The 16,139-nt window shown below is 71.0% G+C and carries 13 protein-coding genes; 7 read left to right on the forward strand and 6 right to left on the reverse strand.

The features are described 5' to 3' along the window. Positions 1 to 43 precede the first annotated feature (43 nt). Together speB and ACWD2L_RS25430 are read right to left on the reverse strand one after the other, a co-directional pair. Entirely contained in the window at positions 44 to 1,036 is a 993-nt protein-coding gene (gene speB / locus ACWD2L_RS25425; RefSeq protein WP_351339434.1) for an agmatinase, read from the reverse strand. A gap of 48 nt (positions 1,037 to 1,084) precedes the next feature. Further along, positions 1,085 to 2,560 carry a sodium:solute symporter gene (locus ACWD2L_RS25430; protein ID WP_351339387.1) on the reverse strand — a complete coding sequence of 492 codons (1,476 nt, stop codon included), beginning with the start codon at positions 2,558 to 2,560 and terminating at the stop codon, positions 1,085 to 1,087. 221 nt (positions 2,561 to 2,781) lie between these two features. Here ACWD2L_RS25430 and ACWD2L_RS25435 point away from each other — a divergent pair, with 221 nt between their 5' ends. Next, positions 2,782 to 4,197, forward strand: a complete 1,416-nt coding sequence (locus ACWD2L_RS25435) for a PucR family transcriptional regulator (protein WP_351339385.1) — start codon at positions 2,782 to 2,784, stop codon at positions 4,195 to 4,197. Between the two features lie 63 nt (positions 4,198 to 4,260). Next, complete coding sequence (locus tag ACWD2L_RS25440) at positions 4,261 to 5,061, forward strand: phosphatase (RefSeq protein ID WP_351339382.1); 801 nt, start codon at positions 4,261 to 4,263, stop codon at positions 5,059 to 5,061. Positions 5,062 to 5,228: 167 nt separating this feature from the next. Here ACWD2L_RS25440 and ACWD2L_RS25445 read toward each other — a convergent pair whose 3' ends face one another. The 4 genes from ACWD2L_RS25445 to ACWD2L_RS25460 form a co-directional block, all read right to left on the reverse strand. Further along, positions 5,229 to 6,215, reverse strand: coding sequence for a cation diffusion facilitator family transporter (locus ACWD2L_RS25445; protein ID WP_351339380.1), 987 nt, complete (start codon positions 6,213 to 6,215; stop codon positions 5,229 to 5,231). Between the two features lie 20 nt (positions 6,216 to 6,235). Next, positions 6,236 to 7,108 (reverse strand): acyl-CoA thioesterase, encoded by an 873-nt coding sequence (locus ACWD2L_RS25450; RefSeq protein WP_351339377.1) that lies wholly within the window; start codon positions 7,106 to 7,108, stop codon positions 6,236 to 6,238. A gap of 35 nt (positions 7,109 to 7,143) precedes the next feature. Continuing rightward, positions 7,144 to 8,301, reverse strand: a complete 1,158-nt coding sequence (locus ACWD2L_RS25455) for an acyl-CoA dehydrogenase family protein (protein ID WP_351339374.1) — start codon at positions 8,299 to 8,301, stop codon at positions 7,144 to 7,146. A 129-nt stretch (positions 8,302 to 8,430) separates the two neighbouring features. Continuing rightward, complete coding sequence (locus ACWD2L_RS25460) at positions 8,431 to 9,024, reverse strand: SACE_7040 family transcriptional regulator (RefSeq protein WP_351339371.1); 594 nt, start codon at positions 9,022 to 9,024, stop codon at positions 8,431 to 8,433. Between the two features lie 85 nt (positions 9,025 to 9,109). On the opposite strand from ACWD2L_RS25460, the gene ACWD2L_RS25465 reads away from it, so the two are divergent. The 5 genes from ACWD2L_RS25465 (at position 9,110) to ACWD2L_RS25485 (ending at position 16,138) form a co-directional block, all read left to right on the forward strand. After that, a complete protein-coding gene (locus ACWD2L_RS25465; RefSeq protein WP_351339368.1) occupies positions 9,110 to 10,732 on the forward strand; it encodes a carboxyl transferase domain-containing protein in 1,623 nt (540 codons plus the stop codon). Positions 10,733 to 10,746: 14 nt separating this feature from the next. Continuing rightward, positions 10,747 to 12,663 carry an acetyl/propionyl/methylcrotonyl-CoA carboxylase subunit alpha gene (locus ACWD2L_RS25470; RefSeq protein ID WP_351339366.1) on the forward strand — a complete coding sequence of 639 codons (1,917 nt, stop codon included), beginning with the start codon at positions 10,747 to 10,749 and terminating at the stop codon, positions 12,661 to 12,663. After that, positions 12,660 to 13,640: a hydroxymethylglutaryl-CoA lyase gene (locus ACWD2L_RS25475; RefSeq protein ID WP_351339363.1), complete on the forward strand. Its 981-nt coding sequence runs from the start codon at positions 12,660 to 12,662 to the stop codon at positions 13,638 to 13,640. Before ACWD2L_RS25470 ends, ACWD2L_RS25475 begins: the two co-directional genes overlap by 4 nt. A 7-nt stretch (positions 13,641 to 13,647) precedes the next feature. Continuing rightward, the gene (locus ACWD2L_RS25480) at positions 13,648 to 14,808 is read left to right on the forward strand and encodes an acyl-CoA dehydrogenase family protein (RefSeq protein ID WP_351339360.1); all 1,161 of its coding nucleotides are present in this window, start codon (positions 13,648 to 13,650) and stop codon (positions 14,806 to 14,808) included. Positions 14,809 to 15,094: 286 nt separating this feature from the next. Continuing rightward, positions 15,095 to 16,138 (forward strand): ABC transporter substrate-binding protein, encoded by a 1,044-nt coding sequence (locus ACWD2L_RS25485; RefSeq protein WP_351345480.1) that lies wholly within the window; start codon positions 15,095 to 15,097, stop codon positions 16,136 to 16,138. The last annotated feature ends 1 nt before the right edge of the window (position 16,139 follow it).

Genomic DNA, 16,139 nt, shown 5'->3' on the forward strand with positions numbered 1-16,139 from the left:
TCGTGCGTCACTTGGTGCCCGTCTCCTTCTGAGCGCGTATGTCTTACGCGCGTGCTTCCGCGATCTGGCGGGACATGATCGTCGTCAGCTCGTACGCGGTGTGCGAGGCGGCGACGGACGTGATCTCCGCGTGGTCGTACGCGGGCGCCACCTCGACGACGTCCGCGGATACCAGGTTGCACGAAGAAAGGCCGCGGAGGATCTCCAGGAGCTCGCGGGAGGTCATGCCGCCCGCCTCCGGCGTACCCGTGCCGGGCGCGTGGGCCGGGTCGAGGCAGTCGATGTCGATGGAGATGTACAGCGGGCGGTCGCCGATGCGCTGGCGGAGCTGGTCGGCGACCTCGTCGGCGCCGCGCCGGTAGACGTCGGCGGAAGTGACGATGCCGAAGCCGAGCTTCTCGTCCTCCGTGAGGTCGGAGCGGCCGTAGAGCGGGCCGCGCGTGCCGACGTGGCTGAGGGCGGAGGTGTCGAGGATGCCCTCTTCCACAGCGCGGCGGAACGGCGTGCCGTGCGTGTACTCGGCGCCGAAGTACGTGTCCCACGTGTCGAGGTGCGCGTCGAAGTGGAGCAGGGCGACCGGGCCGTGCTTCTTCGCGACCGAGCGGAGCAGCGGCAGCGCGATGGTGTGGTCGCCGCCCAGGGTCATCATCCGCGCGCCCGACCCCAGAAGATCATCGGCGGCGGCCTCGATCGTGTCGACGGCCTCGTTGATGTTGAACGGGTTGGCGGCGATGTCACCGGCGTCCGCGACCTGCGCGAGCGCGAACGGGGACGCGTCCTGCGCCGGGTTGTAGGGGCGCAGGAGGCGGGAGGCCTCGCGGATCGCGTTGCCGCCGAAGCGGGCGCCGGGCCGGTAGGAGACTCCGGTGTCGAAGGGGACGCCGACGACCGCCACGTCGGCGGCGTCCACCTCGTCGAGCCGGGGCAGGCGGGCGAACGTCGCCGGGCCCGCGTAGCGCGGGACGCGGGAGGAGTCGACCGGTCCGACGGCTCCGGCGGGGCCGTTGGGTACGCGGGGCGTCTCGTTGCTGTTCATTGCGCGCATGCCTTCTTTCCTACGAGTGCGTACAGGGTTCGTACGGGATTACTGCGCCGCGGCGGCGGGAGCCGGCTCGGGCTCCTCGGCGCCGCGTCCGGCAAGCCGCTCGCGCCAGTTGGCGAGGACGGCGGCGTCGGTGGGCCGAGTGGCCAGGGACCCGATCACGTAGACGACGAGCGACGCGACCAGGCCGTAGTACACGGGCTCGTTGGCGAGGATGCCGTAGCGCCACATCCCGCCGATGACGGTGAGGCCGCCGACGGTGACGGAGGCGAGGGCGCCGCTGACGTTGCCGCGCTTCCAGAGCAGTCCGCCGAGGATGGGCACGAGCAGCCCGCCGACGAGCAGGTTGTAGGCGACGGTCAGCGCCTCGACGACGTTGTTGAGGAGGATCGAGATGACGATCGCGACGATGCCGAGGCCGAGGATGAACATCCGGTTGCCCTTGACCTCGTCGTGTTCGTCCGCCCCGGACGATTCGGCCTTGACGCCGCGCAACCGCTTCCAGATGTCGTTGTTGGCGACGGTGGCGCAGGCGATGAGCGCTCCGGAGGACGTCGACATGACGGCGGCGAGCGCGGCGGCGAGGACGAGTCCGCGGACACCGACGGGCAGTTCGTCCTTGACGATCCGGGCGAACGCCTCGTCGGCGGTCCCGAGACCGGTCGGGTAGAGAACCTTGGCGGCGGTGCCGATCACCGCGCCGGCGATCGCGTAGACCAGGCAGTAGGCGCCGGAGAAGGTGCCGCCCCAGCGGGCCACCTTGTCGCCCCGGGCGGTGAAGACGCGCTGCCAGATGTCCTGACCGATGAGCATGCCGAACGTGTAGATCAGCACGTACGTGAAGATCGTCTCGCCTCCGATGCCCAGCGGGTCGAAGTACTCGGTGGGCAACTGCGCCTTCATCTCGCTGAAGCCGCCGGCCTTGACGATCGCAACCGGCAGCAGGATCAGCAGCACACCGATCGTCTTCACGACGAACTGCACCATGTCGGTGATCGTGATCGACCACATGCCGCCGAGCGTCGAGTAGGCGACGACGATGGTGCCGCCGACGACGATGGCGAGGGTGCGCGGCACGTCGAAGAGGACGTCGAAGATCGTCGCGTACGCGATGGTGGACGTGACGACGAGCATCAGCGTGTACGCCCACATCACGATGCCGGAGATCATCCCGGCGCGGCCGCCGCCGTAGCGCAGGTCGAGCATCTCGGAGACCGTGTAGACCTTCAGGCGGGCGATGCGCGCCGAGAAGAAGAGCGACAGGGCGAGGATGCCGAGGCCGATGGTGAACACCATCCAGGCGCCCGACAGGCCGTACTGGTAGCCGAGGCCGACGCCACCGATGGTGGAGGCGCCACCGAGCACGACAGCGGCCATGGTCCCGGAGTACATGGCGGGACCGAGGCGCCGCCCTGCGACCAGGAAGTCGCTCTTGGACTTGGCGCGGCGCATGCCCCACCAGCCCATCGCGAGCATTCCGGCCAGGTATACGACGATCACTACGTAGTCGACGGCCATGGGGCGTCCTCCTTTGGTCCACCTCGGTGGCGTGTCGTGCAGGGGGTGTCCGGCTGCGGAGCCCTGTCGGACCGTTTGGGTCCGTCGGGGCTCCTGGGGTGTCGGGGACATCCGCCCGTACCCGCACCCACCGGTCGGAAGAAATCTAGGTGGCCGAAAAGCGGTGCTGAAGTGTACGTTCCGTTCATCGATCTGGATTTGAGCAGAGGAATCGTCCACCCATGACCGTGACCGCGCCGCCCACGCAGGGCGTTCCGCTCGCCGCGGTGCTCGCCCGCGCCGACCTGGGCCTTCGCCAGATCGCGGGGCCCCCGGCCGCGGACGTCCTGGTGCACGGCGCGCACACCTCCGAGCTGACGGACCCGGAGCCGTACCTGCTGGGCGGCGAGCTGCTGCTGACGGCGGGCGTGCACGCGCCGGCGGCGCCCGACGACGGCTACTTCGAGGAGTACGCGGAGCGGCTCGCGCGGGGCGGCGCGGTGGCGCTCGGCTTCGGTGTGACGCCGGTCTTCGACACGGTTCCGCCGGAGCTGGTCACGGCCTGCGAGCGGCGCGGGATCCCGCTCCTGGAGGTCCCGCCACGGACCACGTTCAGCGGGATCGCGCGCGCCGTGTGGGAGCTGATGGCGCAGGCCAGGAACGCGGAACTGCGGCGGGTCACGGAGGCCCAGCAGGCGCTGGCCTCGGCGGCGGCCCGGCCCGACCCGCTCCCCTCCGTGCTGCGCCAACTCGCCCAGCGCACCGGCGGGTTCGCGGTGGTCGTCACCCCGGAGGGCGATGAGCCGCACCACGCGGGGAAGCGCCCCGCGCGCGCCGCGAGCGAGGCCCTCGCCGAGCTGACGGCGGTGGTCCGCCCGCACGCCACGCGCCTCTTCCCCACCCCGTCGTCGGCGGCGGACACGGTGGGCGGCACGCACCTGTCGGCGTACGCGCTTCAGCCGGGCGGCGCGCTCGGTCTCGCGACGCAGGCCCGCTCGCCGGGCGACCACACGATCGCGGGAGCGGCGGTGGTCCTGCTCTCACTCCTCACCGGCGAACACCGCTCGACGGGTGCTACGCGCCGCGCGGCGGCCCTGGTCGACCTCCTCCTCGGCGCGGACCGCGCGCAGGCGGCGACGGACCTGCTGGGCGCGGACACCACTTGGCGGGTGATCCACGCCCACCCCCTCGCGTCCCGCCCGGCCCCGGACCTGGCGACGCCGCTGACCTCCACGTCCTCCGGGGGTGATCCGCTCACCCGTGCCCTGGTCCCGGCCGACCAGGACGTCACGGCGCACACGGGCCACGTGCTCGGGGTCAGCGCCCCGGCCCTCGCCCGTGACCTGCCGCTCGCCGACGCCCAGGCGGCCCACGCCCTCACCCGCGCACGGGCCACCCGCAGCCCGCTGGCCCACCACCGCCCGGACGACGCCCCCGCGCCGACGCTGGCCGCGCTGTCGGACAAGCCGGCGCTCCTGGAAACCCTGCGCACCTGGCTCTCCCTGCACGGCAGTTGGGAGAGCACGGCCCTCGCCCTGACCATCCACCGCAACACGGTCCGCCAGCGCATCGCCCGATGCGCGACGCTCCTGGAATCCGACCTCGACGACCCGGACACCCGCATGGAACTCTGGTTCGCGCTCCGCGGGGCGAGGTGACGGTCCCGTTCCACTCCCCGGAACCGATCAACGGCCCGCCGCGGCCCCCGGCACAATGGGCGTATGCCGATACCCGGACTGCCCAGCGATACTCCGACCCGTGCCGCCCTCGTCGACCACCTCGTCCGCACCCGGATCGCGGGCGACGTGGCCACCCCACGCGAGAACAACCTTTCGCACTACCGAAGGCTCGCGAACGGCGACCGCCACTATTGGCTGGGCCTGGAACTCGGTGACCGCTGGACCGATGAGCAGGACGTGCTCGCCGTCATGGCCGAACGCTGCGGAGTCGTCCCCGACGCGGGGCACCGCTCCGGCCAGGACACCATCGACCCGGAACTGACGGTCGACGCGCTGGACCGCATGGCGACGCGCCTGCGCAAGGCGGCGGAGGATCGCCAGCGCGTGCTGTTCGCCACGGGGCACCCGGGCGGGCTCCTCGACGTCCACCGTGCGACGGCGACGGCGTTGCGCGCGGCGGGCTGCGAGATCGTGGTCATCCCCGAGGGCCTCGCCACGGACGAGGGCATGGTCTTCCAGTTCGCGGACGTGGCGATGCTGGAGCGCGGTGCGACGCTGTGGCACACGCACTCCCCGGACCCCATGGCCGCGATCCTCGACGGTCTCGCCCGTGACGGCCGCCCGCTGCCCGACCTGGTCGTCGCCGACCACGGCTGGGCGGGCTGCGCGGCCCAGCGGGGTCTGGACTCCATCGGCTACGCGGACTGCAACGACCCGGCCCTCTTCGTCGCCGAATCCGAGGGCACGATGCAGGTCACGATCCCCTTGGACGACCACGTCACAAGCCCGAGGCACTACGACCCGATGACGGCGTACCTCTTGGACACGGCGGGCCTGAGCTAAGCCCCTGCGCAATTTAAGCCCCTCCGGCGATTGAGGAGCGGGGTATGGGGCAGAGCCCCAATCTTTTGAGCGCGGCGCCGTGGTCGACGCCTCGGGGCTCCGCCCCGGACCCCGCTGCTCAATCGCCGCAGGGGCTTAAAAGGCTCGACCGCCGCAGGGGAAGGAACTCACCACGGGTTGAGCCCCTCCGTGCGGCGCGCCGCGAACCCCGGGGTCGGGTCCAAGAAGACTCGCCGCACCGCAGGAAACCGCTCCCGAATCCTCCGCGCCGCGTCTTCACACGCCCACTCGATCTGCGCCGCGGTGGACGCATCCCGAAAGTCGACCTTCGCCGCGACAAGCGCCTCCCGCGGCCCCTGCACCAGCGTCGTCAGCTCAAGCACGGCCTCGACGTGCTCGACCCCGAGCACGATCTGCCGGATCTCGTCCCGGAAGGGCTTCGGCAACGGCCGCCCCACCAACAGCTCCGCGTTGGACCGCCCGAGCACCCACGCGACCCCCAGCAGCAGCACGCCGATGCACAGGGACGCCACCCCGTCCCACACCCCAGAGCCGGTGAGCTGGCCGCCGAGCAGCCCGCCGGCCGCGAACACCAGACCGGCCAGCGCCGCACTGTCCTCCAGGACGACCGCCTTCACCGCCGTGTCGGGCGTGTGCCGCAGATACGTACCGAAGGGCACCCGAACCCGGGCCGCCTCGCCCCGCGCCTGCTTCACTGCGGTCCGCAGCGAGAACCCCTCCAGTACGAAGGCGACACCCAGCACCACGTACGACACGAGCGGATCGCCCAGCTCCTCGCCCGCGACGAGCGTGTGGATCCCGTCGTACAGGGAGAAGACGGCGCCGCCGACGAACGTGGCGACGGCCGCGAGCAGCGACCACACGTACCGCTCGCCGCCGTAGCCGAGCGGATGCTCCTCGTCGGCGGGCTTGTCGCTGCGCTTCAGGGAGGTGAGCAGCAGCAGTTCCGTGACAGTGTCGGCGAAGGAGTGCGCGGCCTCGGAGAGCATCGCGCTGGAGCCGCTGATGACGCCGGCGACGGCCTTCGCGAGGGCGATGCCCAGGTTGGCCGCCGCGGCGACGAGCACCGTGAAGACGCTCTCCCCGCCCGCTTCTTCCGTTCCGCTCGCGCCATCGTCCGCCCGTACATCCATGTACGGGACGTTATGTCCGATCAACGCGGAACGCGAACGACACCCTCCTGGATGACGGTGATCGCGAGCCGCCCGTCCTGCGTGTAGATCCGGGCCTGCCCGAGCCCGCGCCCGCCGGACGTGGACGGCGACTCCTGGTCGTACAGCAGCCATTCGTCGGCCCGGAACGGCCGGTGGAACCACATCGCGTGGTCCAGGGACGCGCCCACGACGTCGCCGACGGCCCAGCCGCCCCGCCCGTGGGCGAGCAGCACGGAGTCGAGGAGCGTCATGTCGGAGACGTACGTCGCGAGGCACACGTGCAGCAGCGGGTCGTCCGCGAGCTTGTCCCGCGCGCGGAACCAGACCTGGGAGCGCGGGGGCTGCGGATCGCCGACGAAGGCGAACGGCGGCGCGTCCACGTACCGCAGGTCGACGGCCTCCCGGGCCTCGAGGAGGCGCTGTACGACGTCGGGTTTCAGGACTCCGTCGACGTAGCGCGGGAGCATCTCCTCCGCGGTCGGCAACGACTCCGGGTCGGGCGCGGGCGGCATGTCCGCCTGGTGCTCGAGACCTTCCTCGTACGTCTGGAAGGACGCGGAGAGGTGGAAGATCGGCTGCCCGTGCTGGACGGCGACGACGCGGCGCGTGGTGAAGGAGCGGCCGTCGCGGATCCGGTCGACGGTGTAGACGATGGGCGCGCCGGGGTCGCCCGCGACGAGGAAGTAGGCGTGGAGCGAGTGGGCGTGCCGGTCGGCGGGAACGGTGCGACCGGCCGCGACCAGCGCCTGGGCCGCCACCTGCCCGCCGAATACGCGGGGGACGACGGAGGACCGGGACTGGCCGCGGAAGATGTCCTCCTCGATCTGCTCGAGGTCGAGCAGATCGAGGAGGGATTCGAGTGCGTGGTGCATGAGGTCAGTTGTACCGAGGAGACATTCTCGCCGGGTTACAGGCCCATGTTCTTCGCGATGATCGACTTCATGATCTCGCTGGTGCCGCCGTAGATGCGGTTCACGCGGTTGTCCGCGTACAGGCGGGCGATCGGGTACTCGTTCATGAACCCGTAGCCACCGTGCAGCTGGAGGCAGCGGTCGATGACGCGGTGCGCAACCTCGGTGCAGAACAGCTTCGCGGAGGCGGCCTCGGCAGCGCTCAGCTCACCGGCGTCGAGCGCTTCGAGGGCGCGGTCGGCGACGGCCTCGGCGGCGTCCACCTCGGCCTGGCAGGCGGCCAGTTCGAACTTGGTGTTCTGGAACGACGCCACGGTCTTGCCGAAGACGGTGCGGTCCTGGACGTACTCCTTGGCGAACCGCACGGCGGCCTTGGCCTGCGCGTACGCGCCGTAGGCGATGCCCCAGCGCTCGGAGGGGAGGTTCTTGCCGAGGTAGTAGAAGCCCTTGTTCTCCTCGCCGAGGAGGTCCTCGACGGGGACCTTCACGTCGACGAACGCCAGCTCGGCGGTGTCGGAGGTGCGCAGGCCGAGCTTGTCCAGCTTGCGGCCGATCGAGTAGCCCTCGGACTTGGTGTCGACGGCGAACAGGGAGATGCCGTGGCGGCGGTCCTCGGCGGTCGCCGCGTCGGTGCGGGCACAGACGATGACGCGGTCGGCGTGCACGCCACCGGTGATGAAGGTCTTCGAGCCGTTGAGCACGTAGTGCGTGCCGTCGTCGGAGAGCTTGGCCGTGGTCTTCATGCCGGCCAGGTCGGAGCCGGTGCCCGGCTCGGTCATCGCGAGGGCCCACATCTCCTCGGCGGTGACGAACTTCTCCAGGTAGCGCTTCTTCTGCTCGTCGGTGGCGAGCATCTTGATGTACGGCAGGGCGAGCAGGACGTGCACGCCGGAGCCGCCGAACGAGACGCCCGCGCGGGCGCACTCCTCGTTCTGGATGGCCTCGAACTTGTGGGTGTCCAGGCCCGCGCCGCCGAACTCCTCGGGCACGTTGATGCCGAACAGACCCAGGTCGGCCAGCTTGGAGTAGAGCTCGCGCGGCACGATGCCCTGCTGGAACCACTCGTCGTAATGGGGGACGACCTCGGCCTCGATGAAGGCGCGCAGGGTCTCCCGGAACGCCTCGTGGTCCTCATCAAAAACGGTACGGCGCACGGAGAACTCTCCCTCTACGACGAGTGTGCGGACGGCAACCAAGCGACTAAGCGCTTGCTCAGGGGCAGGTTACCCGCGAGTTGCAAGGAGCGTCCAGAGATACAGGTCACTCCGCGGCAGCCGTCGGCCTCACTCTGCGACAGTCGCCGCGAACGCGCCACGCGCCAGCTTGTGCAGCATCCGCGCGGTGACCGTCCGGCCGGGCAGCGAGCTCGGGCGGCTCAGGTGCGGGGTCGAGTTCAGCAGCCCGAACACCGCGTGCACGGCTACGCGCGCGTGCGCCTCCACCAGCTCGGGGTAGACCTTCCGCACCGCCTCCACCCACAACTCCACGTACTGGCGCTGCAACTGCCGCACCAGCTTGCGGTCGCTGTCGCGCAGCCGGTCGAGCTCCCGGTCGTGCAGCGTGATCAGGTCGCGGTCGTCCAGCGCGAAGTCGATGTGCCCCTCGATGAGCGAGTCGAGCAGCGCCTCGGGCCCGTGCTCGGCCTCGGCGACCCGCCGCTTGCCACCGGTGAGCAGCTGCCCGCTGATTCCGACGAGCAGCTCGGCGAGCATCGCGTCCTTGCCGGCGAAGTGCCGGTACAGGCCGGGGCCGCTGATGCCGACCGCCGCCCCTATCTCGTCCACGCCCACGCCGTGGAAGCCGCGGTCGGCGAAGAGCCGCGCGGCCTCGCTGAGGATCTGCTCGCGGCGGGTGGGGGCGTCGGTTCTCGTGGCCATGAAGCAATTCTAGACAGGGACGTTAGCGAGCGTTAACCTGATGGAAATCGGTTAACGCTCATTAACAAGCATGAGGGGCCGCCAGATGCAGGAAGCACCGGAGCTGACGAGTGCGGCGGAGCCCGCGTCGGAGGCCTGGCGGGCCAACGAAGCGGCGCACCGGGCACTCGGCGAGGAGCTGCGCGCCAAGCTCGCCGCGGCCCGGCTCGGCGGCGGCGAGAAGGCGCGGGCCCGGCACACGGCGCGCGGCAAGCTGCTGCCGCGCGACCGGGTGGACGCGCTGCTCGACCCGGGCTCCCCGTTCCTGGAGCTGGCCCCGCTGGCGGCGGACGGAATGTACGAGGGGCAGGCGCCGGCCGCGGGTGTGATCGCCGGGATCGGCCGGGTCAGTGGCCGCGAGTGCGTGATCGTCGCCAATGACGCGACGGTCAAGGGCGGCACGTACTACCCGATGACGGTGAAGAAGCACCTGCGCGCGCAGGAGGTGGCCCTGGAGAACCGGCTGCCGTGCGTCTACCTGGTGGACTCCGGCGGCGCGTTCCTGCCGATGCAGGACGACGTGTTCCCGGACCGCGAGCACTTCGGGCGGATCTTCTACAACCAGGCGCGGATGTCCGGCGCGGGCATCCCGCAGGTCGCGGCGGTCCTCGGCTCGTGCACGGCGGGCGGGGCATACGTCCCGGCGATGAGCGACGAGGCGGTGATCGTCCGCAACCAGGGCACGATCTTCCTGGGCGGCCCGCCGCTGGTGAAGGCGGCCACGGGCGAGGTGGTGACGGCCGAGGAGCTGGGCGGCGGCGAGGTCCACTCGCGGGTGTCGGGCGTGACGGACCACCTGGCGGAGGACGACGCGCACGCGCTGCGGATCGTCCGCACCATCGTCTCCACGCTGCCGGAGCGCGGCCCGCTGCCGTGGTCGGTGAAGGCCGCGATCGAGCCGAAAGTGGACCCGGCGGGGCTCTACGGGGCGGTGCCGGTCGACTCCCGGACTCCGTACGACGTACGCGAGGTCATCGCGCGCGTGGTGGACGGCTCCGCATTCGCCGAGTTCAAGGCCGAGTACGGGCAGACGCTGATCACCGGGTTCGCGCGGATCCACGGGCACCCGGTCGGCATCGTCGCGAACAACGGGATCCTGTTCGCCGAATCCGCCCAGAAGGGCGCCCACTTCATCGAGCTGTGCGATCAGCGCGGCATCCCACTGCTGTTCCTGCAGAACATCTCGGGCTTCATGGTCGGCAAGGACTACGAGGCGGGCGGGATCGCCAAGCACGGCGCCAAGATGGTCACGGCGGTGGCCTGTACGCGCGTGCCGAAGCTGACGGTGGTGATCGGCGGCTCGTACGGCGCGGGCAACTACTCGATGTGCGGCCGGGCGTACTCCCCCCGCTTCCTGTGGATGTGGCCCGGCGCGAAGATCTCCGTGATGGGCGGCGAGCAGGCCGCATCGGTGCTCGCGACCGTGAAGCGCGACCAGTTGGAGGCGCGCGGCGAGCAGTGGCCCGCCGAGGACGAGGACGCGTTCAAGGCCCCGATCCGCGCCCAGTACGAGTCGCAGGGGAACGCCTACTACGCGACGGCCCGGCTGTGGGACGACGGCGTGATCGACCCGATGGAGACCCGCCAGGTCCTCGGCCTGGCCCTGACCGCTTGTGCCAACGCGCCGCTGCCGGAGAAGTCCGCCGGCTTCGGTGTCTTCCGGATGTGAGGGGCGGACCAGACGTGTTCGAGACGGTACTTGTGGCCAACCGGGGCGAGATCGCGGTGCGCGTCATCCGTACGCTGCGGGCGCTCGGCATCCGCTCGGTGGCGGTGTACAGCGACGCCGACGCGGACGCGCGGCATGTGCGCGAGGCGGACGAGGCGGTGCGGATCGGCCCTCCGGCGGCCACCGAGAGCTACTTGGTGGCGGAACGGCTGATCGAGGCCGCGGCGGCGACCGGGGCGCAGGCAGTGCACCCGGGCTACGGATTCCTTGCGGAGAACGCGGCGTTCGCGCGGGCCTGCGAGGAGGCGGGGCTCGTCTTCATCGGCCCGTCCGCCGAGGCGATCGCGCTGATGGGCGACAAGATCCGCGCCAAGGAGACGGTGAGCGCGGCCGGAGTTCCGGTGGTGCCCGGCGGCCGCGACCCGGAACTGGCCGAAGCGGCCCGCAAATTGGGCGCGCCCGTCCTCCTCAAGCCGAGCGCGGGCGGCGGCGGCAAGGGCATGCGGCTCGTCCGCGATCTGACGACCCTGGAGGAGGAGATCGCGGCCGCCCGGCGCGAGGCCCGCACCTCCTTCGGGGACGACACGCTTCTCGTGGAGCGCTGGATCGACCGGCCACGCCACATCGAGATCCAGGTCCTGGCGGACGGCCACGGGAACGTGGTGCACCTCGGAGAGCGCGAGTGCTCCCTCCAGCGCCGCCACCAGAAGATCGTCGAGGAGGCGCCCTCCGTGCTCCTCGACGAGGCCACGCGCGCGGCGATGGGCGCCGCGGCGGTGGAGGCAGCGCGCTCCTGCGGCTACCGGGGCGCGGGCACGGTGGAGTTCATCGTGCCGGGCGACGACCCAGCTTCGTACTGCTTCATGGAGATGAACACGCGCCTCCAGGTCGAGCACCCGGTGACCGAGCTCGTCACAGGCGTCGACCTGGTGGAGTGGCAGGTACGGTCGGCGGCGGGCGAGCAACTCCCTTTCACGCAGGACGACATCACGCTCACCGGGCATGCGGTGGAGGCCCGCCTGTGCGCGGAGGACCCCGCGCGGGGCTTCCTCCCCTCCGGCGGCACGGTGCTGGCGCTGCGCGAACCCGAGGGCGAAGGCGTCCGGGTCGACTCCGGCCTCACCGAAGGCACCGAGGTCTCCAGCCTCTACGACCCGATGCTCGCGAAGATCATCGCGTACGGCCCCGACCGGGACACGGCGCTGCGCAGGCTGCGGGCCGCGCTCGCCCGCACGGTGACGCTCGGCGTGCCGACGAACGCCGGTTACCTGCGGCGCCTGCTCGCCCATCCGGACGTCGTGGCGGGCCATTTGGACACGGGGTTGGTGGAGCGTGCGACGGACGAGCTGGTCGACGCGGAGGTCCCGGCGGGGATCTACGCGGCGGCGGGCGCTCTGCGCCAGGAGCGGCTGGCCCCGGCCGTCAAGGAGGGCTGGACGGACCCGTTCGACCGGCCCACCGGCTGGCGGCTCGGCGGCGAACCGGCGTGGACCGTGCACCCCTTGCGGGTCCCGGGCCACGACCCGGTCGAGGTCCGGGTGCGCGGAGCGGAGGTTCTGGTCGACGGCGCGCCGACCACGCCCGCCCGCCTCACCGCGACCGCGGGCGGCTGGCTGGCGCGCGACGGCGACGCCTGGCACGTGCAGGACCACGACCCGGTGGCGGCGAACCTGACCGGGGCGGGGGCCGGCGGTGCGGGCTCCCTGACGGCGCCGATGCCCGGCACGGTGACCGTGGTGAAGGTGGCGGTGGGCGACCAAGTGACGGCAGGGCAGAGCCTGTTGGTGGTGGAGGCGATGAAGATGGAACACGTGATCACGTCCCCGCACGCGGGCACGGTGAGCGAGCTGGACGTATCGCCCGGGACGACGGTGGCGATGGACCAGGTACTGGCGGTCGTCGACCCGGCGGACACGGAGGCCGCGCGATGACCCCGACCCCCACGCCCCCGCTCCCCATGGTCGTCCCCGTCCAGGGCCTCCCGGCCCGCGTCCGGATCCACGAGGTGGGGGCGCGCGACGGGCTGCAGAACGAGAAGAAGGCCGTGCCCACGGAGGTGAAGGCGGAGTTCATCCACCGCCTGGCACAGGCCGGCCTCACCACCATCGAGGCCACGAGCTTCGTGCACCCCAAGTGGGTGCCCCAACTCGCGGACGCGGAAGCCCTGTTCCCACAGCTTCAGGAGCTCGGGGCCGACGGCGTCCACCTCCCCGTCCTCGTACCGAACGCGCGCGGCCTCGACCGGGCCCTGGCCCTCGGCGCGCACCGTGTCGCCGTGTTCGCCAGCGCCACCGAGTCCTTCGCCAAGGCGAACCTGAACCGGACCGTGGCGGAGTCCCTGGCGATGTTCGAGCCAGTGGTGACGCAGGCCAAGGGGCACCGGGCGCACGTCCGCGGCTACCTCTCCATGTGCTTCGGCGACCCGTGGGAGGGCCCGGTCCCCGTCCACCAAGTCGTTTCCGTCGCCAAGTCCCTGATGGACATGGGCTGCGACGAGCTGAGCCTCGGCGACACCATCGGCGTGGCCACCCCCGGACACGTACAGGCGCTCCTGTCGGAGCTGAACGAGGAGGGCGTGCCGACGAACGCGATCGGCGTGCACTTCCACGACACGTACGGCCAGGCGCTCGCCAACACCCTGGCGGCGCTGCAGCACGGCGTGACGACGGTGGACGCCTCAGCGGGCGGTCTCGGCGGCTGCCCGTACGCGAAGAGCGCCACCGGCAACCTCGCCACGGAAGACCTCGTCTGGATGCTGCGCGGACTCGGCATCGAGACCGGGGTCGACCTCGGCCGTCTCACCGACACCAGCAGGTGGATGGCCGGACACCTGGGCCGACCCAGCCCGTCCCGCACCGTTCGCGCTCTCGCACCCGAGGCCGACGCCGATGCCGACCAGGAGCAGTGAGGCAGCCATGGATCACCACCTCTCCCCCGAGCACGAGGAACTCCGCCGCACCGTCGAGGAGTTCGCGCACGAGGTCGTCGCCCCGAAGATCGGCGATCTCTACGAGCGGCACGAGTTCCCGTACGAGATCGTCCGAGAGATGGGCCGCATGGGCCTGTTCGGGCTGCCGTTCCCCGAGGAGTACGGCGGCATGGGCGGCGACTACCTGGCGCTCGGCATCGCCCTGGAGGAGCTGGCGCGCGTCGACTCCTCGGTGGCGATCACCCTGGAGGCCGGGGTCTCGCTCGGCGCGATGCCGATCCACCTCTTCGGTACGGAGGAGCAGAAGCGGGAGTGGCTGCCGAAGCTGTGCGCGGGCGAGGTCCTCGGCGCGTTCGGGCTCACGGAACCCGAGGCGGGCTCGGACGCGGGCGGCACCCGCACCACGGCCGTGCGGGACGAGGAGACCGGTGACTGGATCATCAACGGCACGAAGTGCTTCATCACCAACTCGGGCACGGACATCACGGGCCTGGTGACGGTGACGGCGGTGACCGACCGTACGGCGGACGGACGCCCGGCGATCTCATCGATCATCGTGCCGTCCGGGACGCCCGGCTTCACGGTGGCGGCGCCCTACTCGAAGGTGGGGTGGAACGCGTCGGACACCCGTGAGCTGCACTTCGACGACGTACGGGTACCGGCCGCGAACCTGCTCGGCGCGGAGGGCCGGGGCTTCGCCCAGTTCCTGCGGATCCTCGACGAGGGGCGGGTCGCGATCTCGGCGCTGGCCACGGGGCTCGCGCAGGGCTGCGTCGACGAGTCGGTGAAGTACGCCAAGGAGCGCCGGGCCTTCGGGCGCACGATCGGCGGCTACCAGGCGATCCAGTTCAAGATCGCCGACATGGAGATGAAGGCGCACACGTCCCGTCTGGCCTGGCGGGACGCGGCGTCCCGGCTGGTCTGCGGGGAGCCGTTCAAGAAGGAGGCGGCGCTCGCGAAGCTGTACTCGTCGACGGTGGCGGTGGACAACGCGCGGGAGGCGACGCAGATTCACGGTGGGTACGGCTTCATGAACGAGTACCCGGTCGCCCGGATGTGGCGGGACTCCAAGATCTTGGAGATCGGGGAGGGCACGAGTGAGGTACAGCGGATGCTCATCGCGCGGGAACTCGGCCTGACCAGCTAGCGCCGGTGCGGCCATTCAAGCCCCTGCGGCGATTGAGCAGCGGGGTCCGGGGCGGATCCCCGAGTCCGGAGGACGGCCCCCGTGCTCAAAAGATTGGGGCTCTGCCCCATACCCCGCTGCTCAATCGCCGCAGGGGCTTAAATGGCTCACCCGTGCGCGGGGGCTTGAAGGGCCGGGCCGCAGGCGCAGGGGCCCGGCCCCTGGACAACCGGGGAAGTTAGGTTAACCTACCCTGAGTTCCACACCCGCCCGGTCGCCGCCTCGGCACGTCCGAAAGTTGCCCACCATGCCCAACGCCCTGTCCCGCCCCACCCGCCGCGGCATCCTCGCCGCGACCGGCGCCATCGGCCTCGGAGCCGCGCTTGCCGCCTGCGGCGACGGTGGCTCCAAGGACGGGGGTTCGAGCTCGGCGGGTGCCGCCAAGAAGTCCGGCCCCTGGTCGTACAAGGACGACCGCGGCAAGACCGTGAAGCTGGACAAGGTTCCGACGAACATCGTCGCCTTCACCGGCATGGCCGCCGCGCTCTACGACTACGGCATCCAGGTCAAGGGCGTCTTCGGCCCGACCACCACGAAGGGCGGCAAGCCCGACGTCCAGGCCGGCGACATGCCCGTCGACAAGGTCACGGTCATCGGCAACGAGTGGGGCCAGTTCAACATCGAGAAGTACGCGGGGCTCGCCCCCGAGGTGCTGCTCACCACGATCTTCGACGGCGCGGGCACCCTCTGGTACGTCCCCGAGGAGTCCGCCAAGAAGATCGCCAAGCTCGCCCCGAGCGCCGGCATCTCCGTCTACGACCGCCAGCTCACGACACCGCTCGAGCACGTCTACAAGCTGGCCGAGTCGCTCGGCGCCGACCTGAAGGCCGACAAGGTCGTCAAGGCCAAGAAGCGCTTCGAGGACGCCGCCGCCCGGCTCCGCAAGGCGGCCAAGGCGCACCCCGACATCAAGGTCCTCGCGGGTAGCGCGAGCCCCGACATCTTCTACGTCTCGGGCACGAACCTCTCCGTCGACCTGGAGTACTTCAAGGCGCTCGGCGTGAACTTCGTGGAGCCCTCGGAGGGTGCGAAGAAGGCGTCCGGCGGCTGGTTCGAGAACCTGAGCTGGGAGAACGTCAACAAGTACAAGGCCGACATCATCATGATGGACGACCGCGCCCAGGCCATTCAGCCCGCCGACGTCGACGAGCCGACCTGGAAGAAGCTGCCGGCGGTCAAGGCCGGCCAGGTCATCGCCCGCTCCCCCGAGCCGATCCTCTCCTACGACAAGTGCGCTCCCATGCTGGAGAACCTCGCGAAGGCCATCGAGACGGCGAAGAAGGTGTCCTGAT

The sequence above is a fragment of the Streptomyces sp. NPDC002754 genome (genome assembly GCF_053592315.1).

What these genes read in the sequence shown, in the direction of transcription:
- speB (WP_351339434.1), bottom strand. Translation starts at nt 1,036, where the DNA reads ATGAACAGCAACGAGACGCCCCGCGTACCCAACGGCCCCGCCGGAGCC.
- ACWD2L_RS25485 (WP_351345480.1), top strand. Translation starts at nt 15,095, where the DNA reads ATGCCCAACGCCCTGTCCCGCCCCACCCGCCGCGGCATCCTCGCCGCG.
- ACWD2L_RS25475 (WP_351339363.1), top strand. Translation starts at nt 12,660, where the DNA reads ATGACCCCGACCCCCACGCCCCCGCTCCCCATGGTCGTCCCCGTCCAG.
- ACWD2L_RS25480 (WP_351339360.1), top strand. Translation starts at nt 13,648, where the DNA reads ATGGATCACCACCTCTCCCCCGAGCACGAGGAACTCCGCCGCACCGTC.
- ACWD2L_RS25430 (WP_351339387.1), bottom strand. Translation starts at nt 2,560, where the DNA reads ATGGCCGTCGACTACGTAGTGATCGTCGTATACCTGGCCGGAATGCTC.
- ACWD2L_RS25460 (WP_351339371.1), bottom strand. Translation starts at nt 9,024, where the DNA reads ATGGCCACGAGAACCGACGCCCCCACCCGCCGCGAGCAGATCCTCAGC.
- ACWD2L_RS25450 (WP_351339377.1), bottom strand. Translation starts at nt 7,108, where the DNA reads ATGCACCACGCACTCGAATCCCTCCTCGATCTGCTCGACCTCGAGCAG.
- ACWD2L_RS25465 (WP_351339368.1), top strand. Translation starts at nt 9,110, where the DNA reads ATGCAGGAAGCACCGGAGCTGACGAGTGCGGCGGAGCCCGCGTCGGAG.
- ACWD2L_RS25445 (WP_351339380.1), bottom strand. Translation starts at nt 6,215, where the DNA reads ATGGATGTACGGGCGGACGATGGCGCGAGCGGAACGGAAGAAGCGGGC.
- ACWD2L_RS25435 (WP_351339385.1), top strand. Translation starts at nt 2,782, where the DNA reads ATGACCGTGACCGCGCCGCCCACGCAGGGCGTTCCGCTCGCCGCGGTG.
- ACWD2L_RS25440 (WP_351339382.1), top strand. Translation starts at nt 4,261, where the DNA reads ATGCCGATACCCGGACTGCCCAGCGATACTCCGACCCGTGCCGCCCTC.